General features: G+C 58.5%; 22 protein-coding genes. 13 read left to right on the top strand and 9 right to left on the bottom strand.

Annotated features, from left to right (window positions below; translation table 11 throughout):
* Positions 1 to 99: 99 nt before the first annotated feature.
* Genes ACOSV0_RS27055 through ACOSV0_RS27045 form a run of 3 tightly spaced genes read left to right on the top strand, consistent with a single transcriptional unit; the run spans position 100 to position 2,778 of the window.
* Positions 100 to 807, top strand: a complete 708-nt coding sequence (locus ACOSV0_RS27055) for a DUF969 domain-containing protein (protein WP_434115298.1) — start codon at positions 100 to 102, stop codon at positions 805 to 807.
* Entirely contained in the window at positions 807 to 1,757 is a 951-nt protein-coding gene (locus ACOSV0_RS27050) for a DUF979 domain-containing protein (RefSeq protein ID WP_434116161.1), read from the top strand. Before ACOSV0_RS27055 ends, ACOSV0_RS27050 begins: the two co-directional genes overlap by 1 nt.
* Before the next feature lie 10 nt (positions 1,758 to 1,767).
* Positions 1,768 to 2,778 carry a DUF2891 domain-containing protein gene (locus tag ACOSV0_RS27045; RefSeq protein ID WP_434115297.1) on the top strand — a complete coding sequence of 337 codons (1,011 nt, stop codon included), beginning with the start codon at positions 1,768 to 1,770 and terminating at the stop codon, positions 2,776 to 2,778.
* Positions 2,779 to 2,961: 183 nt separating this feature from the next.
* On the opposite strand, the gene ACOSV0_RS27040 is transcribed toward ACOSV0_RS27045, so the two are convergent.
* Positions 2,962 to 3,387, bottom strand: coding sequence for a PRC-barrel domain-containing protein (locus tag ACOSV0_RS27040; protein WP_120345032.1), 426 nt, complete (start codon positions 3,385 to 3,387; stop codon positions 2,962 to 2,964).
* Between the two features lie 268 nt (positions 3,388 to 3,655).
* Here ACOSV0_RS27040 and ACOSV0_RS27035 point away from each other — a divergent pair, with 268 nt between their 5' ends.
* Positions 3,656 to 6,022, top strand: coding sequence for a DNA polymerase II (locus tag ACOSV0_RS27035; protein WP_434115295.1), 2,367 nt, complete (start codon positions 3,656 to 3,658; stop codon positions 6,020 to 6,022).
* A 120-nt stretch (positions 6,023 to 6,142) separates the two neighbouring features.
* On the opposite strand, the gene ACOSV0_RS27030 is transcribed toward ACOSV0_RS27035, so the two are convergent.
* The 3 genes from ACOSV0_RS27030 to ACOSV0_RS27020 form a co-directional block, all read right to left on the bottom strand.
* Positions 6,143 to 6,616, bottom strand: coding sequence for a hypothetical protein (locus ACOSV0_RS27030; protein ID WP_434115293.1), 474 nt, complete (start codon positions 6,614 to 6,616; stop codon positions 6,143 to 6,145).
* A 478-nt stretch (positions 6,617 to 7,094) separates the two neighbouring features.
* Positions 7,095 to 7,814: a putative type VI secretion system effector gene (locus ACOSV0_RS27025; RefSeq protein WP_434115291.1), complete on the bottom strand. Its 720-nt coding sequence runs from the start codon at positions 7,812 to 7,814 to the stop codon at positions 7,095 to 7,097.
* Positions 7,815 to 7,891: 77 nt separating this feature from the next.
* Positions 7,892 to 8,077 carry a hypothetical protein gene (locus ACOSV0_RS27020; protein WP_434115289.1) on the bottom strand — a complete coding sequence of 62 codons (186 nt, stop codon included), beginning with the start codon at positions 8,075 to 8,077 and terminating at the stop codon, positions 7,892 to 7,894.
* Positions 8,078 to 9,292: 1,215 nt separating this feature from the next.
* Here ACOSV0_RS27020 and ACOSV0_RS27015 point away from each other — a divergent pair.
* Positions 9,293 to 9,784 (top strand): hypothetical protein, encoded by a 492-nt coding sequence (locus ACOSV0_RS27015; protein WP_434115287.1) that lies wholly within the window; start codon positions 9,293 to 9,295, stop codon positions 9,782 to 9,784.
* A 282-nt stretch (positions 9,785 to 10,066) separates the two neighbouring features.
* Here ACOSV0_RS27015 and ACOSV0_RS27010 read toward each other — a convergent pair whose 3' ends face one another.
* The 3 genes from ACOSV0_RS27010 to ACOSV0_RS27000 form a co-directional block, all read right to left on the bottom strand.
* Positions 10,067 to 10,879 carry a hypothetical protein gene (locus tag ACOSV0_RS27010; protein ID WP_434115285.1) on the bottom strand — a complete coding sequence of 271 codons (813 nt, stop codon included), beginning with the start codon at positions 10,877 to 10,879 and terminating at the stop codon, positions 10,067 to 10,069.
* Positions 10,880 to 11,221: 342 nt separating this feature from the next.
* On the bottom strand, positions 11,222 to 12,349 hold the full coding sequence (locus ACOSV0_RS27005) for an aminotransferase class V-fold PLP-dependent enzyme (RefSeq protein ID WP_434115283.1): 1,128 nt from the start codon (positions 12,347 to 12,349) through the stop codon (positions 11,222 to 11,224).
* Between the two features lie 119 nt (positions 12,350 to 12,468).
* Positions 12,469 to 13,701 carry a hypothetical protein gene (locus ACOSV0_RS27000; protein WP_434115281.1) on the bottom strand — a complete coding sequence of 411 codons (1,233 nt, stop codon included), beginning with the start codon at positions 13,699 to 13,701 and terminating at the stop codon, positions 12,469 to 12,471.
* 414 nt (positions 13,702 to 14,115) lie between these two features.
* On the opposite strand from ACOSV0_RS27000, the gene ACOSV0_RS26995 reads away from it, so the two are divergent.
* The 6 genes from ACOSV0_RS26995 (at position 14,116) to glnQ (ending at position 19,178) form a co-directional block, all read left to right on the top strand.
* On the top strand, positions 14,116 to 14,691 hold the full coding sequence (locus ACOSV0_RS26995; RefSeq protein ID WP_434115279.1) for a MarR family winged helix-turn-helix transcriptional regulator: 576 nt from the start codon (positions 14,116 to 14,118) through the stop codon (positions 14,689 to 14,691).
* Complete coding sequence (locus ACOSV0_RS26990) at positions 14,688 to 15,581, top strand: DMT family transporter (RefSeq protein ID WP_434115277.1); 894 nt, start codon at positions 14,688 to 14,690, stop codon at positions 15,579 to 15,581. The genes ACOSV0_RS26995 and ACOSV0_RS26990 overlap by 4 nt, the downstream gene beginning before the upstream one ends.
* Positions 15,582 to 15,663: 82 nt before the next feature.
* Complete coding sequence (locus ACOSV0_RS26985; RefSeq protein WP_434115275.1) at positions 15,664 to 16,776, top strand: branched-chain amino acid ABC transporter substrate-binding protein; 1,113 nt, start codon at positions 15,664 to 15,666, stop codon at positions 16,774 to 16,776.
* Between the two features lie 203 nt (positions 16,777 to 16,979).
* Positions 16,980 to 17,732: a glutamine ABC transporter substrate-binding protein GlnH gene (gene glnH / locus ACOSV0_RS26980; RefSeq protein ID WP_434115273.1), complete on the top strand. Its 753-nt coding sequence runs from the start codon at positions 16,980 to 16,982 to the stop codon at positions 17,730 to 17,732.
* A gap of 64 nt (positions 17,733 to 17,796) precedes the next feature.
* Complete coding sequence (gene glnP / locus ACOSV0_RS26975; RefSeq protein WP_434115271.1) at positions 17,797 to 18,453, top strand: glutamine ABC transporter permease GlnP; 657 nt, start codon at positions 17,797 to 17,799, stop codon at positions 18,451 to 18,453.
* Positions 18,450 to 19,178 (top strand): glutamine ABC transporter ATP-binding protein GlnQ, encoded by a 729-nt coding sequence (glnQ, locus tag ACOSV0_RS26970; protein WP_434115269.1) that lies wholly within the window; start codon positions 18,450 to 18,452, stop codon positions 19,176 to 19,178. Before glnP ends, glnQ begins: the two co-directional genes overlap by 4 nt.
* Before the next feature lie 319 nt (positions 19,179 to 19,497).
* On the opposite strand, the gene ACOSV0_RS26965 is transcribed toward glnQ, so the two are convergent.
* Positions 19,498 to 19,899 (bottom strand): hypothetical protein, encoded by a 402-nt coding sequence (locus tag ACOSV0_RS26965; protein ID WP_434115267.1) that lies wholly within the window; start codon positions 19,897 to 19,899, stop codon positions 19,498 to 19,500.
* Between the two features lie 564 nt (positions 19,900 to 20,463).
* Here ACOSV0_RS26965 and ACOSV0_RS26960 point away from each other — a divergent pair.
* Positions 20,464 to 20,874 carry a cupin domain-containing protein gene (locus tag ACOSV0_RS26960; protein ID WP_434115265.1) on the top strand — a complete coding sequence of 137 codons (411 nt, stop codon included), beginning with the start codon at positions 20,464 to 20,466 and terminating at the stop codon, positions 20,872 to 20,874.
* Positions 20,875 to 20,949: 75 nt separating this feature from the next.
* Here ACOSV0_RS26960 and ACOSV0_RS26955 read toward each other — a convergent pair whose 3' ends face one another.
* Complete coding sequence (locus ACOSV0_RS26955; RefSeq protein ID WP_434115263.1) at positions 20,950 to 22,935, bottom strand: SMP-30/gluconolactonase/LRE family protein; 1,986 nt, start codon at positions 22,933 to 22,935, stop codon at positions 20,950 to 20,952.
* 487 nt (positions 22,936 to 23,422) lie between these two features.
* Here ACOSV0_RS26955 and ACOSV0_RS26950 point away from each other — a divergent pair, with 487 nt between their 5' ends.
* Entirely contained in the window at positions 23,423 to 23,740 is a 318-nt protein-coding gene (locus ACOSV0_RS26950; RefSeq protein WP_434115261.1) for a DUF4148 domain-containing protein, read from the top strand.
* Positions 23,741 to 23,749: the final 9 nt, after the last annotated feature.

Below are 23,749 nucleotides of genomic sequence, written 5' to 3'. Positions count from 1 at the left end.
CTTGCCACCTTTACGCGTGTGCAACCGGCTCTCGTCACCCATCCGGCGTGGCGCGCGCAACGGCAAAACAACGACATAGCAGCGACACAGGAGAACAGAATGTGGGTTTTGATTGGCGTGCCGATTGTCGTACTCGGCTTTGCACTGCGCTTCAACGCGCTCCTGGTGGTGACGATCGCGGGGATCGCCACGGGCGTGGCCGGCGGCTTGCAGCCGGTGGAGATCGTCAGCGCATTCGGCAAGGCATTCGCGGATAACCGCTACATGGGCCTGATCTGGCTGACCCTGCCCGTGATCGCGCTGCTCGAACGCAACGGCCTGAAAGAACAAGCCAAGCACCTGATTTCGCGTTTGCACGCCGCCACCACCGGCCGCGTGCTGATGCTGTATTTCGTGATTCGCCAGATCACCGCAGCGCTTGGACTGACCTCGCTCGGCGGTCATGCGCAAATGGTGCGTCCGCTGATCGCGCCGATGGCCGAGGCGGCCGCCGCGAACCGCTACGGCGAATTGCCCGATACAGTGCGTCAGCAGATTCGCGCGAATGCGTCGGCGGTCGACAACATTGCCGTGTTCTTCGGCGAAGACATTTTCATTGCGATCCAGTCGATCCTGCTGATCAAGGGCTTCCTCGAACAGAACGGCATTGTGGTCGAGCCCTTGCATGTGTCGGTGTGGGCGATTCCTACCGCGATCGCCGCGCTCGTGATTCATCTCGCGCGCCTGATGCTGCTCGACCGCAACCTCTCCTACAAGATGAAGACGCTGGGCATCGACCGGACACAAGGACGAGGTATCGCACGATGATGATCAAGCTCGAATCACTCTACGTGCTGGCCGGTTTGATGTTTGCCGCGTTCGCGCTCTTCAACCTGCAGGACCGCTCGAATCCGCGCCGCGTCGTCAACTTTCTGTTCTGGGGCATCTACGCGATCACCTTCATGTTCGGCGGAGAACTGCCGCATTTCGTGACCGGTTGCCTCGCCATCGCCCTCGCCTTGATCGCCGGTTCCGGCAAGCTCGGCAAAGGCAAAGCGGACAGCAATACTGAAGCGGCGGCCGCGCGCCGCGAAGCAAACGCGCAGCGCTTCGGCAACACGCTTTTCATACCGGCGCTGCTCATTCCGGTCATCACGTTGCTCGGCACCTTGACACTGAAATACGTACCGTTCGTTGAACCGAAGAACGTCACGCTGATTTCGCTCGTGCTGGGCACGTTGGTCGCCTTTGGCGCGGCGCTTTTCATGTTGCGCGACTCGCCGGTGCACGCGCTGAAAGACGCGCGGCACACCATGGATACCGTGGGTTGGGCCGCCATTCTGCCGCAGATGCTGGCCGCCCTCGGCGCGCTGTTTGCGATAGCCGGCGTGGGCCACGTGGTGTCGGATCTCGTGAAAACGTGGATTCCAGTCGATTCCGCTTTCGCCGTGGTCGCGGCTTATACATTCGGCATGGCAATCTTCACGATGATCATGGGTAACGCCTTCGCCGCCTTTCCGGTGATGACAGCCGGTATAGGCTTGCCATTGATCGTGCATCAATTCCACGGCAACCCGGCTATTCTTGGTGCAATCGGCATGCTGTGCGGCTTCTGCGGCACATTAATGACGCCGATGGCCGCCAACTTCAATATCGTGCCGGCCGCGCTGCTGGAGCTGAAAGACCAGAACGGCGTGATCAAGGCGCAGTGGCCAACCGCTTTACTATTGCTGGTCGTCAATACCATACTGCTGTATCTGTTCGTATTCCGTTTCTGAGGAAGAGCCCATGACTGTTCAACTCACCCCCGAATTAGCTTCTAAATTCGCCAATCTTGCGCTCGCCCATCTTACGCGGGAGTATCCGAACAAGCTGACTCACTCGCTCGCCGGTCCGCAAGACGTGCAGGGACCGCGTGCCTTGCATCCGATTTTCTACGGCAGCTACGACTGGCATTCGTGCGTGCATGGCTACTGGCTGATCCTGCATCTGCTCGAACGTTTTCCCGATTTGCCTGAAGCGGCGCGCATCGTCGCGGTGGTGGACGAGCATTTCACCGAAGCGAATGTGGCCGGTGAGCTTGCGTATCTCGATCTGCCGCACAACCGCGGTTTCGAGCGCCCGTATGGGTGGGCGTGGCTGCTCGCGTTGAGCGCGCAACTCCATTCCTTGAAGCTCTCGGAAGCCGCGCGCTGGGCCAAGGTTTTTGCGCCGCTTACCGCGACCTTTGTCGACCGCTTCGAAGAATTTCTGCCGAAGGCGACTTACCCGTTGCGCGTCGGCACGCACTTCAATATGGCGTTCGCACTCGCGCTCACACTCGATTTCGCGCGGCAAACTTCACGTGAGTCACTTGAAGCGCTGCTGGTGAATACAGCGGAGCGCTGGTTCCTGAACGATGTCGCCTGTCAGGCATGGGAGCCCGCCGGCGACGAGTTTTTGTCGCCTTCGTTAATGGAAGCGGAATTGATGCGGCGTATCTTGCCGCCCGCGCAATTCGTCGAATGGTTCGGGCGCTTTCTGCCGGATCTCGGCGCGAAGAAGCCCGCCACGCTGTTCGAACCCGTCACCGTGACCGACCGCACCGACGGCAAGATCGCCCACCTGGATGGCCTGAATCTGAGCCGTGCATGGTGCCAGCGGTCGCTGGCGCGCGCGCTGCCCGCGGGCGACGTGCGCCGGACAATATTGTTCGAATCGGCCGAGCGTCATCTTCAGAGCGCCCTTCCCCACGTGGCCGGCGACTATATGGGTGAACACTGGCTGGGCACGTTCGCCACGCTCGCGCTGGAAGCATGAGCGATGGTGTGAGCGAACCTTCTTGAGGGTGCTCGACTTGAAGTACTTGAAATGCTTGAAGTGCAATTAGCGACGCAAGTCGCTGATCAATAGAAAACGGCGCTACGTGCGCCGTTTTCTATTGCTACGTGATTCAGAGGCTACCTGTAGCAGCCCAACCGGCGAACTCGCCGATTGCGCGCATTACTGGCCGGTCAGCTTTTTAGGCTTCGGCGGCGATTGAACCTTGTTGTACTGAAACGCGGGCGTCGCTTTCAAGGCATCTTTGGTCGCGCCGGCCAGATAGAAATTCCCTGAGCGGATATCCAGCGCAGCGATCGGCACCGCGACGTCATGCGACGCCACGCCGAGGAATCCGCCAGCGGAGACGATGGCGGCGGACAGCGAGCCATCGGGCGCCACCACCAGATCGCGGATCGTACCGATCTTTTCGTTCTGGTCGTTGTACACGCCCTTGCCGAGAATGCTCTTCTTGACACTCCAGCCGCTCAGCAGCGCATTCGATTGCTCGACCGTGACGCTCAACGGCTGCGTGCCGGCCACTTGCGCTTGCGCGCCAAAACTGGTTGCAGCTACCGCGACCACAATAACAAGTTTGCTCAACCTCATATCGTTCACTCCGTTGTTGGTGGACTTGTGCCCGGCGCATGGCCTGCGCCGAAGGAATCGCTGCAGGACGATCATACAGACTACGCCGTGCGTCTGCATTCAACGTGCCATCCGCGCGGCCCCGCCTCTTTGCAGCCCTACCGTCCCGCGACGGCAGCGCTGCGTCAACTGCGTGCCACCCGGTTGCGATCGCGCCTATACGGCCACGATAACAGCCGCATAACGGTAAAATCGCATAAGGCGATAACGCCCGTTTAGAGGTGGAAGTTTGACTGAGCTTGAACAGGGTTTCATTCTGACCCGACATTGGCGGGATACGCCCGCCGGCACGGAGGTGGATTTCTGGCTGGCAACAGACGGCGGGCCCCGTCACATCCGCCTGCGCCCTCAGCCTTCGGTGGCTTTCATTCCGGCCGACCACCGCGAGCGCGCCGAAACGATCCTGCGCCGCGAAGCGCCGCTCGATCTGCGCCCGCTCGACCTGCGCGACTTCCAGCATCGCCCGGTGATGGGGCTTTACGCCCAGCAGTACCGGCAATTGACGGGCTTCGAGAAACGCCTGAAGCAAGGCGGCGTCGACGTCTACGAGGCGGACATTTTCCCGCCCGAACGCTACATGATGGAGCGGTTCATCACCGCGCCGGTGTGGTTCAGCGGCGACGCGCAAAATGGCGGCCCGCTTCTGAACAGTGAGCTGAAACCGGCTACGAACTATCGGCCGCCCTTGAAGCTGGTTTCACTCGATATCGAAACCAGTGCGCACGCTGAGCTCTATTCCATCGCGCTCGAAGGATGCGGACAGCGTCAGGTCTATATGCTCGGGCCGCCGAACGGCGACGACAGCGGTGTCGACTTCGACCTCGAATACTGCGAAACCCGCGCACAGTTGCTCGAAAAATTGAACACGTGGCTGGAGCGGCACGACCCTGACGCGATTATCGGCTGGAACCTCGTGCAGTTCGATTTGCGTGTGCTGCAGCAGCATGCCGAACAATATCGCGTACCGCTGCGGCTCGGCCGTGGTGGCACGGTGATGGAATGGCGCGAGCACGGCCACAAACAGAATCACTTCTTTGCGGGCGCTGCGGGAAGATTGATCATCGATGGTATCGAAGCCTTGCGCTCCGCAACGTGGACTTTCCCTTCGTTCAGCCTCGAATATGTGGCGCGTTCCGTGTTGGGCGAAGGCAAGTCGATCGACAATCCGTATCAGCGCATGGACGAAATCCAGCGCCGCTTCGACGAGGACAAGCCTGCCCTCGCGCAGTACAACCTGAAAGACTGCGAACTGGTCACGCGCATCTTTGCGAAGACCGAGTTGCTGTCGTTTCTGCTGGAGCGCGCAACCGTGACCGGTCTGCCCGCGGATCGCAGCGGTGGATCGGTTGCGGCGTTCACGCATCTGTATATGCCGCGCATGCATCGGCAAGGCTACGTCGCACCGAATATCGGCGACGTAGCCGGTGCCGCGAGTCCTGGCGGCTTCGTGATGGATTCGCGGCCCGGCCTCTACGATTCCGTGCTGGTGCTCGATTACAAGAGCCTGTACCCGTCGATCATTCGCACGTTTCTGATCGATCCGGTGGGGCTCGTGGAAGGGATGCTGAACCCTGGCGACGATCAGTCGGTGCCGGGTTTTCTCGGCGCGCGCTTCTCGCGCACACGCCATTGTTTGCCATCGATCGTGGGCCAGGTGTGGCAAGGGCGTGAAGCCGCCAAACGCGAGCACAACGGGCCGCTTTCGCAGGCGTTGAAGATCATCATGAACGCCTTCTACGGCGTGCTCGGTTCAACCGGCTGCCGGTTCTTCGATCCGCGTCTCGCGTCGTCGATCACCATGCGCGGGCACGAAATCATGCACGCCACACGCGAGCTGATCGAGGCGCAAGGCTATGAGGTTATTTACGGCGACACGGATTCGACTTTCGTGTGGCTGAGAGACGCGCATAGCGAAGACGAAGCGAGCCGCATCGGCCGCGCGCTGGTCGAGCATATCAACGCGCAGTGGCGGCAGAATCTGCAGGCGCGTTTCGGCCTCGAAAGCGCGCTCGAATTGCAATTCGAGCGGCACTACAAGCGTTTCTTCATGCCGACGATTCGCGGCGCGGAGGAAGGCAGCAAGAAGCGCTATGCCGGGCTGACTGTGTTGCCGGACGGCAGCGAGGAAATCGTCTACAAAGGGCTCGAAACGGTGCGGACCGATTGGACGCCGCTTGCCCAGCAGTTCCAGCAGGAACTCTATGGACGAATCTTCAGGCAACAGCCGTATCAGGACTATGTGCGCGACTACGTACGCGATACGCTGGCCGGAAAAATGGACGATCAGCTCGTGTACCGCAAGCGGTTACGACGCTCGCTCGGTGAATATGAACGCAACGTGCCGCCGCATGTGCGCGCGGCACGCGTGGCTGATGAATTCAACCGGCAACAGGGGCGGCCGTTGCAATATCAGAACGGTGGCTGGATCAGTTATGTGATCACCACCGCCGGACCGGAACCGCTCGAAACGCTGCGCTCGGCGATCGATTACGAACACTATCTGACACGGCAGTTGCAGCCGGTTGCGGATGCGATCCTGCCGCTGTTACGTGATGACTTTACGACTTTGATGTCGGGGCAGAGACAGTTGTTCTGAGGACGGTTTTTATAGGTATCTTTGCACTACCCGCTGACGGTGCTGGGAAAGCCGCCCGTATTCGGGCGGTTGAGCCTTGGACGGCAGTCGGTCAACTGAAGCCGTCCGCCTTCTCGATGGTTAATGTTGCACGGGAGCGGGCTGTTGGTCCGCGTCTTCTTCCTGGCTCGTCGCGGGTTCGGCTGATGCTTGTTTGTGCTGGCTGGGTTTTGCGTCTGTCGGTGTTTCCGTCGCCGCTATTTGTGACGCCTCTGCAAGAAGGCGTGCTGCACGGTTCGCGGTGATGCGGCTTTGAGGAATGCCCTTCGCATCGAGCGCGATCACCTGGTATAGCTCGCGGTCACTTTCGAGCTCCCGCTGATATTGCTCTGCGGTGTCGACGAGCAATTCAAGCATGGTTTGCTGACGTCGTCTTTCATCGCTCGTGATGGCAGGATTCCTACATATTGAGGACGAAAGTGTGATCAATGTGTTGAGTTGGCTCAATTGCCGGTTGCAGAGGTCGAAGGTCTGCAATGCAAGTTTTTCGTACTGGAGCGCGTCGACTGGCGGGCGTGAAGCGGGTTGAGATTGTTTTGTAGGTTTTTTGTTCATGGTGCGACCTCCCTGGTACTTCCTGGATCGCCCGACACTCGCTTGCTTGGATGGCGGGTGAGCGGGCACGTGGCGGGTTTGGAAGACCGGTGTTCTAACGAGCCGGCGAGCCTTGCGGCTCCCCCACCACCGCCCGCCCATTGAAAACTACAGACGTGCAGGGGTAGACGCACGACCCGCGTGAGCGGGTGTGCGGTTAGAACAACAGGCTTCCACACCTGGCCACCGGGTGTTTCCCGATGACTTGGTGATTATAAGTCAAGGCAGCGGTGTAGCGTTCAACCAGGCGGGCTAAGTGTTTGCGTTTGGCCGATTGGATAAGGGTTCGGAGAGTATCGGCGGCGGTTGGCGGGTTGTCGTGAATTCGGGGGTGTCAGGTCGTTCGCCTGCAAACTTCGAACGCTCACGGAATCAGAAGCATGAACGACATGACGATCGTCCTTCCGCACGTTGTCCCGTGAAACAGCACCCGGCGTTTTCAATAGCGAAAAATCCACAAACCATACCCCGATCCATCGCTCTTCTTTTTCTTTCCCTTCGACGTCTTTTTCAAATCGATGCGAGCCGGATCGTGCCAGCCGAAGGTCTCGAACATACGCTCTGAAATCGCAATAAACACTTTGTCTTTTCGATATGCAGAAAGCGCGAAAAACAGCAGAAAGAGCGCAGGAAAAGCCGACGTCACGCCGAGAAAATAAAATTTCTGAGGCAAGGTCAGCTCGGGGGCCTTCATGAAAAATAGACAGGCCATCACCGAGATCCAGATGCCCAGCAGTGCGGTACAGATTTTTACGGACTTCTTCACATAGGCCTTGCGTCCACTCGTGCAGTGGGGATAAACAGCTACGAGTTCATCTTCTAACCGCCGCACCGCAAAGCAGGTCACACCGACGTTCGATTTCTCGACCACCACTTCAACTTCGTCGCTTTCGCGAAACGGGAAGCGCCATAGCCAACCCTCGACCCGCACCCCCTCGATCTGGAACGAGACTTTGTCGACCTCCTCTGCACTGTTGCCTGCAGCGGTGGATACACCTACGGCGAGCGCGGTCATGCCGGAAAGCCCCAGCGCGACTGTGCCGATACTAGTGGCAATTTTTTCGCTTTCGGTACGCATGAAATCGCGTGTCGTTTTCGTTCGCACGAGATTCACAATGCGTCCGCGCAATAAAGCGGGACGATCCGCCTGTTCTAACATGTTCAACGACCTTTAATGTCCTGCACCGCAGCCGGTATTAGAGTTCGGACGCAGCCGAGAAAACCCTTTGACCATTGTCATCCCACAGTCGCGAGCGATTTCTGGAGCTCGCCGATCTGCTTCAGTACTTCCTTGCCGGTATAGCGCATCATATAGTGGTCCACGAAAGAATCGACCTCCCGCTCGGCGCCGAACGCGCACCTCAGGCACTCGCTTTCGAGCGAGCTACAAGGTCGGCCCGTTGAAGCAGAACGGACGCTCACGGTTTGATCGCTCCGGATTTGGACAATCTCGAGAATCCTGGCATCCGCGGTGATGCATAAGCCTTCATCTTGTCACCGTGGAAAAACAGCAAAATAGCATTCACAGGAATACTCAAGAGTTCGCACCGCTCTGTAGACGCAACCTGCGCGCTTGCCTCGGAAGAACAATGTAGATTCCCACGACCGCCTGAACGGCGAGCCCCACCAATTCGCCCAGTAGGGCGTTACCTGTGCTGCTGAGCCAGAATATAGCGACACTGGCCGGTATAGACGCAAAGATAGTCCATCCCGATGTTGTGAGTCCCACCATAGCCGCCTGCCAGAACCTCGGCCTGTCGGGGGCAGTCAATTTCTGCACGATGAACCCTCGACGCACCGAGTAACCAATACACGGCAAACTGATTAGAAAGCCGATTGATCCGACCACAGCCAGCGCTTCCAGCATGGACACAAGCGATGGATACACCCATTGGCTATGCATGAATCCCCATATGAAGGCAAGTCCTAGACAGAGCACCGAGAGCGGCACGGTAAACAACAGTTGTCGCCATAGACACGACCACCATACCGCGAGCCGTCGCTCCAGATGCATGGCCGGAAGCATTCTGAACATTCTCTTCTCCTGTGTGAAGCTATATGTATCGCCCAGCGAGTCCGCCGGCGGCTATCTGCCTTACCCTTCTTACTGCTGAAATTGGTTGATTTCGCAAGGGTTGCTGGGTGGGAATCTGTTCAAATAACGGGTCGATTTGATCCATTCTCCAGCGACCTTTCTTCTTGGTTCCCAGAAAGCAGGCAATTCGATCTAATTCTCATCCTGACTTTCCTTTTGAGTCGGATGCACGGATGTGAGGATGTCGGTGATATTGTCAACAATATAGCCCGCGCTGTCGAATGTCTTAAACTGGTCGGAAGCCGCCACATGCAATGAGCATATGCTGCGTGGGCATCACAAGTTTGCGATCGGCAGCACGCGACCCATTTGATTCCTTCGAGCTAGCGCCATGATTGACCGCTATCGGACATAAGCTGGTTGATTGCGACTCCTTCGATCTAACATTAATGGTCCTTTTGCTAATGGCACATCACCGTAACATCAGAATACGAATGATTTAGTCGCTAAGCGAGGCGCATCGACTTTGAACTCGCCGGATACACGATTTCTCTTGGTTCGATCGAAACAACTTCACTTTCGTAGGAATCAAAGGGGAAAATGTGAAACTAGCAGATGAAAATACGAAAGGGAAAATGATGAAATTCGGAATTTTTATTGCATTGCAAATCACGTTACTTTTTCTGAACTCACAAACAGCGGGCGCGGAGGAACGCACGTCTGTTGACCTGTATTGTCAGAGCATGATCACTTCGGTCATTGATACCACCCAGTACGTTACGAAGAAAAAAATCCCTGTCGGAAAACTACAGCAAACGGAGAAGGGTATGAGCGATTTTTGTCTAGCGAAGCCTGCGATGAAATCAAAGCTTATATCCAACATGAGTGGCCAAGAGATCGCTATTGTGAGCTGCGTTGGATTTGCCGAAGGCGCCTATATTGCTTATCAGCCCAAGGGCGCGCCCGATGAGCCCTCCTCGAAGCTAGTGGCTCGCCGCGAGTTTGCATTTAAGGCCTGCGCATCAAATCCAAAGAAATTTCAAGAAGACATCTTTCGACGCGGTCCGGACTACGTTACAACGCAAATATACTGATGGTAGGCACTGGAAAGCCTTTATGAATATCGTCCATGACCTCGGTGACCACTTCACGTTGATCTGAGAGCGGAGTGCGACAAATTCGCTGGAGTGGGTCAAATTGGCCGCACAGAAGCCACCGTTGACCGGCTCAGGTCGAACCTGAGCCATTGGTCGAATGCGCGCGATACGAATTACCTCCGTCCGTTCATCATCGGCCATTTTCCCGATTGCCACGAGCGGCAGAATGCCTCGCTCTTCATGCTTCGCAGGCTGTGACTCGTTCGCGATCGCTCACGCCTATGAAAGATCAGTCACCGTGGCAGTACATGCTCCGGGCGTGTTTGTAGCAACGACAGTCACTGATTCGCATTTGTCATCACCGGGATTCCACTGCACTGAGCTTCGACGCGCAAACAGCAGCCTCGGACGCAGCCCTAATACAGCATTCGCTGGTGCAGTAAGGTGCCCAGCCACCAAATTTCCGGACAGCGACATCCGTTGCGAAAGACAACGCACAGCCTCAGCGTCTGGATCGGGATCAGCCTGTAGCCCAGCGACAATACCGTCGAGCAACTTTTTCAGCGTGCCCGGTAAACTCGCTCTGCCCGTCAATCCAACCTCTACGTGCAATGAAAACCGGCCAGTAATCGCCGCGTACGTGATCGGCGGAGAACTGGTAACCGCCCACCATACGTTGTCGACATTACAGATGGACGGCAAATCAAAGGTAATCGTAGTTCCATCGATCGGGCGAGGAGGGGCTGGGATAAGTTTGTAGGCGTGGTGGTGATCGTACAGTGATCCAGAAGGCGCGGCTGGCGGTGTCGCTCGTACCCGCTCAAAAATCATCCCACGTCGGGCCGCGCCTCGAAATGCCGACATGCCAACGTTGTACGCCAATACATTTTCGACGTCGAAAGATCCATCATGAGATGAGGTATAACGCGCCGATAGTATCGTCGATTGATCGTCGGGTAGTAGCCTCAAAGAATGACGCAATCTTTCGACTGCGGCACGTTCGCCAGTCGTTTGCCGGTCGATATAAGGAAGCCGGCGCGTGGTCCACATCTCTATCACTTCGCCATCAGCAAAATCAAAAATCTCAGTCATTTATATAGCGAAGTTGCTCACAGAAAGGACCCAACCAACGGCGTCGATTAAGGCGCTTAGCATCCTAACGCTAGCTTACCTTACTGCAGGGCGAAACTTGGGATCGGAGAAGGTCCGATACCGGGCGTTCGCAGACAGGACGCGAAGAGACCGTTCCTGGCCGGTTGCTACCTGACGCGGAACAGGCTGCAACCGGACATTCATCGGCAATACCAGGTAGCAACGAACGTCAGCTAAAGCCGAACAGTGCGCATAGCCCACCCGCCATACCTCGGCTTACCCCCACCAAGGCAGTTGCGACAACAAACAATCCGCACCTCCCCCACAAAAACAAAAACCACCCTAAACAATACTACCCAGCCCCTTCGCAAGCCTCCCCACCGCCCCCTCAACATCATGCAGCTTATCCAAACCAAATAACCCTATCCGAAAGGTCTTAAAATCTACAGGCTCATCACATTGAAGTGGAACGCCAGGCGCAATCTGCAAACCAGCATCAGCAAACTTCTTACCGGACCGTATTCCATCATCATCCGTGTAGCTGACAACAACCCCCGGCGCCTCAAAACCCTCCGCCGCCACACTTCTAAAACCCTTATCCACAAGAAGTGAGCGAACGCGCTTGCCAAGTTCAAGCTGCTCCACCCTCACCTTATCGAAGCCGTATGCCTCGGTCTCCTTCATAACGTCACGCAGCGTAGCGAGACCGTCCGTGGGCATCGTTGCGTGGTACGCGAACCCACCGTTCTCGTAGGCTTCCATGATCTCCAGCCATTTGCGAAGGTCACAAGCGAAACTGGTACTGGTTGTCGAGCCGATTCTTTCGCGGGCAAGCGGACTAAGCATAACCAGCCCGCAGCACGGTGACGCGCTCCATCCCTTTTGCGGCGCACTGATCAGAACGTCAACGCCGCTCGCCTTCATGTCGACCCAGATCGTGCCGGAGGCAATGCAATCCAGTACAAACATGCCGTCGACGGCATGCACAGCGTCGGCCACCGCGCGCAAATAATCGTCCGGCAGCATGATCCCGGATGCGGTTTCGACATGCGGCGCAAAGACCAGATCCGGCTTGTGTTCCCTGATCGCAGCGACCACCTCTTCGATCGGTGGCGGTGCATAGGCGGCCTGTCTCCCTGGTTCGACCGGGCGCGCCTTCAGCACGATCGATTCAGACGGAATGCCGCCCATGTCGAAAATCTGCGACCAGCGGAAACTGAACCAGCCATTCCGGATGACAAGACACTTCTTGCCCGTCGCGAACTGTCGGGCAACGGCTTCCATGCCGAACGTCCCGCTGCCCGGCACGACAACGGCCGACTTCGCGTTGTAGACCTTCTTCAGAGAACTGGAAATATCACGCATGACTCCTTGAAAGAGCTGCGACATATGATTGATTGATCGGTCGGTGTAAACGACTGAATATTCGAGCAGTCCCTCGCGGTCGACATCGGGAAGTAGGCCTGGCATGTTTGTCTCCGGTTTTGGACGAATATAAGGATCGCAAACACATTCTAACGAAAGCCGCCCGTCACGGCCCGTTGCATCCATGAGTCAGCTCGCCCAACGGTCCATGCGAGTGACTGCGCCTACTCCCATCCCTGATATCCGGCAGGCTGCGCCGGATTGCCGTAACCGGCGGGGTACGGCCGCCGCAGTTCAGGCGGCGTGTACATTTCGTTATAGGCCGGATAGGCAGGCGGGCGGCCCACTATGATGACCTGCTGCGCCGCCGCTTGAGCGGGCGGCCGGGGGACATAGGCGGACTGCGCGTCAACCGGTTGGTACCGCGCGGGCGGATACGGAGCTGGCGCGTATTGGCTAGCCTGAACAGTTCGAGACGGCGGCGGCGCGTAGTCCCGCCGGGTATACCCACCCGACTCCTGAGACTCTGTCGACGTCTGGTTATAAGCCGGCGCCGCTGCGTATTGCTGAGGCTGCTGAGCCTGCTGGGACTGCTGCGGCTGCTGACTCTGATATTGCCGAGCTTGCCGATTGTAAGCCGCTTGAGTCCCCTGCTCCGTCGCGTATTGCGGTTCCTCATCGGCCTGCCGATATTGCGGCACCGCCCGCTGAGCGTTCTGCAAATCGCGCCTCTGCGTCACCTGCGCTTCGTCATCATGCGGCAATGCCGTCACGGCTTGCGTCGGAATCAGTATGGGAGGTTCGGACTCGGTGGCAAACAGCTTTGGCGACGTAGTCCGAGTAGAAACCTGCTTCAGAGGCACAGGCCGCGTTTCAGCCTGCTTAGGCGGCGTAACCCGCAGTGAAGCCTGCTTCAACGGAGCGACCGGTGCAGAAACCCGCCTCGGCGGCGCAGACGCAACTTGCGCGGGGACGTGCTTCAGCGGCACAGGGCTGGCCTGCGCGACGACCTGCCTCACCGGCGTGGCTCGCGCAGCGGCATCCCGTTTCGGCGACGTGACCGGCGCGGTTATATGCCTCGGCGGCGCGGCTTGCGCTACAACTCGCCTTGGGGGTGCAACCCGCTCGGCAACCGGCTTCGGCGAGGCGGGCATGGCCGGCGCAGCAAATTGCTTTTGCCGATGCTTCACCTCGTCGCCCAACGTCGCATAGGATTTCGAGTCTTCCCTGGCGCGCGCGTTATAGCCGATGAAATACGCATAACGCAGGTCTGCCAGGCGCGCCTGAATGTCGGCATCGGAGGAGACGCGTTTTTCGCCGGGGTCAAGCGATGAGTCGATGGTCGAGTCGTCGAAGGCCGAGGTCGCCGCATCAGCGGCACGGGCAGATTCGGGATGCAGCGCGCCCACCGAAGACATAAGCGCAGCGGCTACCGCGACGAGCACTTTTCTTTCCATACTTTCACCTCGGAATTCCGTGCGACAGACCGCGTGGGATTCTCCAATCTCCGGACCGGACCATCACTCGCGCTTACGGGATATCGACTATTTCTAGCACGTCCTTAAGGGCCCGAGGTAGTGTTTGCGGGTATAACCCAGGCGTCACGATGCGTCGCGAAATGACAAAAAGCATAGCGATGCAGGAAGCAGGCAGCAGGCCACGAATGCCATCACCAATGGCGGCCGCACCTTCCCCGTTCACCTCCGCTTTCAATCGGTGCTGCGCAGATCCAAAACAGTGCGCCTCATGTGGGATGACGCGTCATGCCGTTGCCAAACCCTTGAAACTACGGTTGCGTTTTATGGCTCAGTAATTGCTTTGAAAATTTGAACGACCGGTTGGTCGCATTTTTTAGCTTCGATAATTTCAAAATGAAAATATCTCGCAAGCAATTGTCCTTACGCGATGCGGCTGACAAAGCGCCATCGACATCTTCACGTCCCTCGTTGCGACTCGACGAATGGCTGCCCTACCAGTGCTTCCTGCCGGCTCAACACACGGCCCGTCTGCTAGGGGAGTTCTACGGGCCACGCTTTGGCATCAGTCAGAACGCATGGCGCATTCTTGCCACGATCGCTGACCGGCCCGGCGCGAACGCGCGGCAAATCTGTGTGGTGCTCGGCATGGATGCCGTGTCCGTCAGCCGAGGCATTGCTCAGCTCGTCGAGACGGGATTCGCACAGCGCGACGCCGCCGAAAACGACCGTCGCTATGCAAGCGTCACGGCTACGCCGCGCGGCCGCGTGGCGTTCGACGAAATCGCAACGGTCGGGCTGGAGATCGAGAAACGCATGCTCGCCACCTTGACCGATCCGCAACGCGCCGTATTGCGGGACGCGTTGCTGGCGATCGGGCGCGAAAGCGAGCGGATGGCGAACAGCGGCTGGCAGCGACTGCTATTCGACGCCGCCGACAAAGATGAGCAGACCTCGCCGGAGGACGCGTGACGATTGCCATGTTCGCGTTGACCGCGTTGCTGTGGGGTTGCGGCGCGCTGATGACAGCGTTCCAGAACGGCATCGTCCCTGCACCGGTATCCGTTGCGTACCGGATGGCCGCGGCCGGCCTGTTGCTGCTGTCGTGGTCGCGGATCAACCACCTCCGTCTCGACGTGCGTCGCACCGATGCACTATGGGTTGCCGCGCAGGGCGTGCTGTTTTTCGGCTTCGCTTTCACCGCGTTCTATGAGGCAACCCAGCGCATCGCGAGTGGTCTCGCGGCATTGCTACTGTCGACTTCGTCGATCTTCGCGGCACTGCTCGGCTGGGCCATCCTCGGCATTCCGGTCACGCGGCGCGTGCTCGGCGGCGCTGCAATCGGTGTCGTAGGCGTCGCGCTAATTTTTGCGCCCCAACTGACCGCCCTTTACGACGGACACGCTGGCCGCCCACATGGCGCCTTCGATCTGCAGTATGCATCCGGACTCGCATGGGCGATGGTCGCCGCCATCGCGACGGCGGCCGGCACGGTGCTCGGCGCGCGCAATCAGCGACGCGGGATCGCCGCCTCGGTCATTCTCGGATGGGGTGCGCTGGTCGGTGCGCTGTTCTGTGCCGCATGGGCCTTCGCGACACACGCCGCATTCACCTTCGACCCGTCATTGCGGTATATCGGCAGCCTGCTGTATCTCGCGGTCGCAGCGTCGTGCGGCGCGTTCATGTTGTATTTCGAACTCGTGCAACGGCTCGGACCGGGGCGCGCCGCGTATTCGCTGTCGCTCGTGCCCGTGATCGCGTTGACCCTCTCCACGCTGTTCGAAGGGCTGACGCCGACCGCCTGGATCATCGCCGGCGCCGCCACCATCCTGCTGGGCAACGTTATCGTGCTGAAGCGGTAGCGGCCTGAATCAATGTTCGATCGACGCCTGTTCGTAAAGGAAGTCGTCGCAAAAGATCGTTAACTCTGAGAGAGAGGCTGGCATGGCATATCGGAAGTGGTGTGTTTCATGGCTCGCGGTCATCGCGCTCGGCGCGCACGCGCAAACCGTCGTCAAGATCGGACTCGCCGCGCCGCTGACAGGACCCGTCGCACATATGGGGAAGGACGTCGAGTCCGGTGCGCAACTCGCGATCGACGAACTGAACAGCAAGCCAGTCGCGATCGGCGGCAAGTCCATCCGTTTCGAACTGGTCGCCGAAGACGATCAGGGCGATCCACGTCAGGCGGTGCTGGTCGCTCAACGTCTCGTGGATGACGGCGTAGCTGGTGTGATCGGCCATCTGAATTCCGGCCCGACTATCGTGGCCGCAAAAGTCTACGCGCAGGCAGGCGTGCCGCAGATTGCGCCCGTCGCGACCAATCCTGCTTACACAGCGCAAGGCTTCAAGACGACGTTCCGTCTGATGGCCACGGACGACCAGCAAGGCGTCTCGCTTGCGACACTGGCCGCGAAGCTAGCGGGCGGCAAAAACATTGTGTTGATCGACGACCGTGGCGCGTATGGCCAGGGCTTGATGGACCAGGTCGAGAAAACCTTGCGCGCACGAGGAATCACACACGTTTCGCGCGACTACACGACTGACACCGCCGTCGCCTTTCAGGGCATCCTGACGAAGGTAAAAGGCGATCGCGCCGGCGTCATTGTGTACGGCGGCGCCGATGCGCAAGCCGGTCCGATGGTCAAACAGATGAAAGCGCTGGGGATACCGGCCGTGTTCATCGGCGGCGACGGCGTTTGCACCGGCGAGTGGACGAAACTCTCGTCGGGATCGAATGAAGGACAGTACTGCACCCAGGCCGGCGAGCCACACTCGAAGATGCCGCGCTATGCGGACTTCGAACAGCGATTCGAACCGCGCTACGGCAAGGTGGTTGTGTTTGCGCCTTATGGCTACGACGCGATGATGCTGCTCGCCGATGCGATGCGTCGCGCGAATTCAGTCGATCCGCATGTCTATCTGCATGCGCTGGAAACCAGCAACTATACCGGCGTAATTGGCACGATTCGTTTCAACCCGCAAGGCGATAACCGCAACGGAGTCGTCACGGTGTACCAGGTTCAACAAGGCAATCTGGTACCGGTTTTCAATTGACCCACAAAGAAACGCCTGTTGTCACCCTATGGTTTTCCGCAACAAAAATTTCTGTTGCCAAACATTTTGGTGTCGTATTATCCGCCATGACAACACTTGTTGTCATGCATAAGGGTTGAGCATCGCATGTTGCGACGCCGCCCGGTGCCCGTCAGCCGTCCCTTGACTCTGTCAGGGGCATTGCCCACCACCGCGGAGAAATTATGGGACGTCGCTCCTTCCTCATGTCTATGGTTGCTGTCGCCATGCTCGGCACAACCGTCGCCCACGCCGACACCAAAGAACTCGTTGTCGGCACCGACACCTCGTTCATGCCCTTCGAATTCAAGCAAGGCGACAAGTATGTCGGCTTCGACCTCGATCTATGGGCGGAAATCGCCAAAGATCAGGGCTGGAAATACAAGATTCAGCCGATGGATTTCAGTGGGCTGATCCCTGCCCTGCAAACGCAGAACATCGACGTCGCGCTCTCGGGCATGACGATCAAGGAAGAACGCAAGAAGGCGATCGATTTCTCCGATCCGTACTACGACAGCGGGCTCGCCGCGATGGTGCAAACCGGGAACACCAGCATCAAATCCATCGACGACCTGAACGGCAAAGTCATTGCGGCCAAAACCGGCACGGCCACCATCGACTGGATCAAGGCGCATCTGAAGCCCAAGGAAATCCAGCAGTTCCCGAACATCGACCAGGCCTATCTCGCGCTGGAAGCAGGCCGGGTGGATGCCGCCATGCATGACACGCCGAATGTGCTCTATTTCGTCAGCACCGCCGGCAAAGGCAAGGTGCAGGTCGCCGGCACGCCGGTCAGCGGCGACAAATACGGCATCGGTTTTCCGAAGGGAAGTCCGCTGGTCGCCAAGGTCAACGCAGAGCTGGCCAAGATGAAGGCCGACGGCCGCTACGCGACGTTGTACAAGAAGTGGTTCGGTGCGGAGCCGCCCAAGTCGTAATCGTCATTAGCAGGACGCGCAGCGAGGCCCGTTGCGCGAGAGACGACTCAACCAGGAGCGGTGTGTGGAATTCGATTGGTCAGTTATCTGGACTGCGCTTCCAGACTTGATGGCCGGCGTGAAATTGACAGTGTTCATTGCGTTCGTGGGACTGATCGGCGGGTTCGTCGTCGGCGTCATAGCCGGCATGTTCCGCGCGTACGGCCCACTCGCGTTTAACGTCATAGCGCAGGTTTACATTGAACTCATTCGCGGCACGCCGATTGTGGTTCAGGTGATGTTTCTTTACTTCGCGCTGCCGCTGCTCGCGCACATCAAGATCGACGGGCTCACCGCCGCCATCATCGCGATCACCGTGAACTCGGGTGCCTACCTTGCCGAAGTCGTGCGCGGTGCGTTGCTGTCCATTCCGAAGGGCTTGATGGAAGCCGGCCTCGCCATGGGATTGTCGATGCCGCGCGTGCTGCTGAAAATCGTCGGACCGCTGGCGTTCCGTCGGCTGATTCCGCCACTGGGCAATCAGTGCATCGTGAGTCTGAAAGATACGTCACTGTTCATCGTCATCGGGGTGGGAGAACTGACGCGCCAGGGCCAGGAGATCATTGCCGGGAATTTCCGCGCGGTTGAAATCTGGTCTGCCGTCGCAGTGATTTATCTGGTTCTCACCGGCGTGATGACACTGTCGTTGCGTCTCGTTGAACGAAGGATGCGCATACTATGAGCATGGTCGAATTCCAAAGTGTCTCGAAGAGCTTCGGCCACGTGCCCGTGCTTAAGAACATCGATCTTCGTATCGAGAACGGCGAGGTGGTGGTGATCGTCGGGCCTTCGGGCTCGGGCAAATCCACCCTGCTCCGTTGCATCAACGCGCTCGAAAAGATTAGCGGCGGCGAGTTGCTTGTCGATGGTGTGAGCGTCAAAGGTAGCGCGTCCGACATACGCAGCATTCGCCTCGAAGCCGGCATGGTGTTTCAACAGTTCAATCTGTTTCCGCAGATGACCGCGCTCGAAAACGTCATGTTCGGTCCCATCGAGGTACGCAGCGCAACGCGCGCCGAAGCGCGTGATCAGGCGATGGCGTTGCTCGACAAAGTCGGTCTCGAATCGCGCGCCAATCACTATCCATCGGAGTTATCCGGCGGACAACAGCAGCGTGTGGCCATCGCCCGTGCGCTGGCGATCAAACCCAAGCTGATGCTGTTCGACGAGCCGACGTCCGCGCTCGATCCCGAGCTTCGTCACGAAGTTCTCAAGGTCATGCAAGACCTCGCGATGGAAGGCATGACGATGATCGTTGTCACGCACGAGATTGGCTTCGCCAAGCGGGTGGGCACACGCTTGCTGTTTATGGACAACGGCGGCATTGCGGAAGATGGCGAACCGGCGGGACTCATCGACAACCCGCCTACGCAACGCTTGAGGGACTTCCTGAAACATGTGTCGTAGGTGTGCTTGTCGTAGCGTTTTCGATTGATTTTGAACGTCCGCCAGAGACCATGTTAGGCGCGAACACAGGCCTGTATTGGGGGGCGATTGAGAAGATATACCGTGCCCAGACTACTGGCCGGATACGCTGGCATGACGCAACAGCCTGTTGACGCGGTCTGAGTCGGAGTAAAACCGCGCTGTGATCGACTGCCCCATCGATCGACGGTCGGTGCAGGCCATTTTCAACGATTTAGACCACCATGTCGACCGGCTGAAACTGGCCGCGTGCTGCCTAATTTGTGCGCGACCAGAACGGCTCAGACAGTAAACGGAACGGCTACCGGAAAACGCGTGCCCATGCGGCCCGAACACGCCGCGCGCGGTCTTCAAGGAGATACGAGGCGGCCAGCGCGAACAAACCCGAAACAACACCCGTCGCGACGTGCTCGATCACGGGGATGCGGTAGTGACTCTTGTGTGAGTAAGCGTCACCCAACGTTGTCAGACACCCGAGGATCAGCGCATTACCATATCGATTCCCGTAGAGTTTCGAAGCCGGCGTAAAGGTCAGGAGTACAGCCAGAAGTCCGGTGAACAGTCCTGTCCGCAGCGCGATCGTCCAGTGCACAAGGCTCACGACGTTGCCCCAGCTCCCCGGCATGCAGGTCATGCATGCGCTGGCAGGTTGCCAGAAACGCTGAACAAACAGCCTCACGCGGCGCTTCCACTCATTTGACATGAGGAATTCCCCATCGACGCCGCTGTCACGTACACCGCCGCTCGACGTTTCGTCGGAGCTGTCGTCAGGCTTGTTTCTGTCTCCTGGCGAGACTCAAACAGGTGCGGAGAACGTGCTCGCGTCCGAGCCCAATCGATAATTTAGCCACGCTGGAATACTACACCGCGGCGGGTGCGACGCCTTTTGGCCACCGCGACAATCGGCGGGGTACCACGCCGTTGGGAAATGAACGAGAGCACGCAGGTGAAGACTTTGCCCGGACTCGATCCTCAAGCGACGGTGGACGCAGGCCTCCCGATCGGCAGGAACAGGCTGCACAACGGTCATTTGCTCCCTCACTGGCATGCAACCTTGAACGGGTGCAGTCTCTCAAATAGCGTTAAGCGGCTGGGCACTTCCCACCGCACACTTACCGATAGTGTGCCCTCACGCACATAAGTCACAGAAATAGAAAGCTAATGCGGCGCGCGCTCGCTTAGCATCAAGAACGCGTCTCGCAGCCTCGTGGCGATCAGCCAGATACTTCGGAATCCCCAGGCAAGGCCCTCGAATGGAGCACACATTGTGAAAACGATCGCCAGTCTGGCTTTAGCAGCCATCGTCGTGGGCTTTTGCCTACCTTGTGCCGCACAGGAGCCGGGAGCCGTCAAGCCTCAAATACTGCTTCAGCAAATTGTAGATGGCATGCCGAGAGGCGAAAAGCAGGAACTACGCGTCCTGACAGCGACTTTCAAACCCGGCGATAAAACCGTCTTTCATACACACAGGTTTCCGGTGACGGTCTATGTGCTCGAGGGTGCCTTCACGCTGGAGATGGAAGGCATGGTGCCAGTCACCGTGACGCAAGGTCAGGCGATGGTAGAGCCACCGCATGTGAAGATGACCGGTTATAACCGCAGCAATAGCGATTCGCTCCGCGTTGTTGTGTTTTATGCCAGTGACCCAGACACACCATTTCTCGATCCATTGCATTGATCTGCTATGTGAAAGCACGGTCGAGCGACCGTAGCTGGCCGAACTCTGCCGAATCACGGCGACTCATGCACACCCTCAATTCACGCTGAAGGGCGACACCACCGTCGTCTTCGTCGCACTCGCCCCGGTCCCAGTCGGTACAGGTGGCGTCCAGCGATACACCACAATGCTCGAGTCGTTGTAGTTGTCCTTCGTTATTTCATATTGGCCAGTCGAGCGCCGATACGCCCGAAGTCCGTACATGGAGTCCTCGTCGTTGCCCACGTCGACTGCGTTTGGATTGCTATTGACGAACGTGGTGTCGAGTTTTCCCGTCGTGAGGTTGAATGCGTCGATATTCGGCACGGTATGGACATAGCCCACAAACAGATAGTTGCCCGCGGCCACGATCGATTTGGGATTTGCGCCGGCGATATTGATCACCGGATTGGGCGCGCTTCGGTTGCCCGCCCGCCAGCCGTGATACACCTCGACACGCGATCCGACCGCGGTCCAGTCTGTGCTTCCGGTTGCCCCTTGCGAGAGAATCATCGTGTCGCTCTCAGGAAGGTAGATGATCCGCGTCAGTTGCGAGATCGTGCTCGGGATCGGCATCGTGATCGCGGCGCCCCACATCGGTTTGCCGTTTGCATCGAAGCCGGTCAGCGGATAGTGAGTAATGACGTTGGTTTTGTCGAGACCCACCCAGATATCGCCCTTGCTATCCAGACAGAAACCATTGCGGACTTTCGCCGCTGTACCGAACGACGTACCCGGCAACGTGCTATCGGGAATCGCAATGTACCCACTCGCCGGACTGAAGTGGAAAAAGTAGAAGGTATCGGGATTCTGGCTCGCAGCGACGAGTATCCGGTGTCCGCCCACGCTGGCGAGCTGGGCGAAATGTTCGCCGCGTTCGTGGTCGGCGAGATTGATGCGCGGATCGCTCGGGTAGGTGATCGGATCGATCGTGTTCGCGATGAAGGTGCCGCCCAGGGTGCCCGAATAGATATTCATGCCACCGTAGAAGATCGCTCCGTCGGTGGCCGGGTCCGGTGCCGCGTTGCCTTCAAAGTTCACCGATTGCAGTTGCCAACGCAGTACCCCGGTGCCGTCGTACGCGTGAATGTCGGTGCCGCCGTTTCGGCCGAGGTCCCACGACCCGCCCCACGGGTTGTTGAGCACATAAAGGTTGCGCGCGGAATCCCTGCCGATGCCGGTGACGCGCGTAAAGCGCCTGTCACCCACTTGCCCCTTGATGCCGGTGACCGTGTTGAGGAAGCCGCCTTGAACACCAAACGTACCGGCAGCATAGGGTGCACCGGACACATCATAAATCTTGATGTTCATATCCGGCCCCTCGTCGCCGATCCATAACTGCGCGCTGAGAGAGTCAAAATAAAGAGAAGAAGGCTGCGCTTTGACCGGCAACTGGATGGTGTTTTCGCGTTCGCCGGTCGGGCTGAACTGGATCACAGCGCCCATGCTCTGTTGCGCGACCCAGATGTTTCCGCCGGCGTCTACCGCAAGCGCGCCCGGTCCTTCCACGCTGATATCGCGCAGCCAGACACCCGACGTCGTGAATACGCGCACGCGGTTGCCTGGGAAATCGCTTGCGTAAAGGAGCGAGCCAGACGTCGCGAGTCCGGTGATCACATCCGCGAGACGTTCGGTGGTCGTGGCGCTGACCGTGATGAGCAGGTCACGCGTGCGGCTTGTCCGGTTGTATCGGCCAACCTTGCCGCTTCCATATGTGGCGTTGAACTGCAGCGCAGCGAACAGCGAGGTCGAGTTACCGGTGATCGCGCCACCCTGAAACTCGGCATGCGCCCCGATCGAACCGATGTTCTGTCCGTTCTGATAGATCGCGATGCCGCCTTCGCCCTCGTCCCACATCGATGCGGTATAGATCACCCCTTCCGGTGCCACCCACATTGAGCGGGCCACATTGCCCACCCGGGTTGTGGCCGTGCCATGCGTGTTGGCTATCCAGCCGGTGGTGTATTGCGCTTCGCAAACGGACGCAGCGGCTGCGCTCAGCATGACCGCGACGAATACGTTACAGAGTCCTTTGGAAAACATGAGGGATGCTTATTCGTTCGCACGCCGTGCAGCAGAGGCGTCCATAGTGCGGTGTTGCCAACCCTGGCAAACTTGCAGTCCGAACCCTGACGATTTGAGCCCGCGCGTCGTGAAGCGTGCGACGTGACGCGTCGAATTGGTCTGGGATGTCGTCTGAGTTAACGGCGGTGCGCGACGCGAGTTGAGCGATTTTTCAACTGGACCGTGACGATGCCTCAAGCAGGCGCGTTGCCGATCTCTATCGGTCAGGCGTTCGGTAATTTTGGGCGGTGTACGACCGCACGATGGTTACCGATGCACGGCGCGCTCTCGAAACGCATTGCAATCCTCAACGGCGCGAAGATAACGAAAACGTAATGCGGGCGTCAACATTGCGCAAGCGCCCTCCGCACAGAATAAAGGCAATTCATCTCCTAACGTTGGCGATGAGTCCCAAGGCTTCATTCATAGTGAGTGACGCCGACCACAGTTCAAGAGGCAATTCATCATGAAAACCCTAGTCTATGCAGCGCTGGTTGTGAGCGCACTGGCCGCTCCCGCGCTTTCTTTTGCACAGAGCACTACCGCACCCGTGACGCGTGCTGAAGTACGAGCCGACCTGGTGCGAGTTGAACAGGCGGGTTATCGCCCGAACGTCAAGGATGTGCACTATCCCGCGGGTATTCAAGCCGCGGAGGCGCGTCTCGCATCTCAGGACACGACGACGCAGGGTAACGCGTCATTCGGTGGGACGTCGAGCGGCTCCTCGCAGGCGGGTGCCCCGACGACCGCCGCAGGCACTCACTCAATCTACTTCGCTCATTGAGCCAACGCC

This window comes from Paraburkholderia caffeinilytica (assembly GCF_051027425.1).
In the GTDB taxonomy this organism is placed as follows: domain Bacteria; phylum Pseudomonadota; class Gammaproteobacteria; order Burkholderiales; family Burkholderiaceae; genus Paraburkholderia; species Paraburkholderia caffeinilytica_A.
This window is presented reverse-complemented; position numbering and strand designations above follow the sequence as displayed.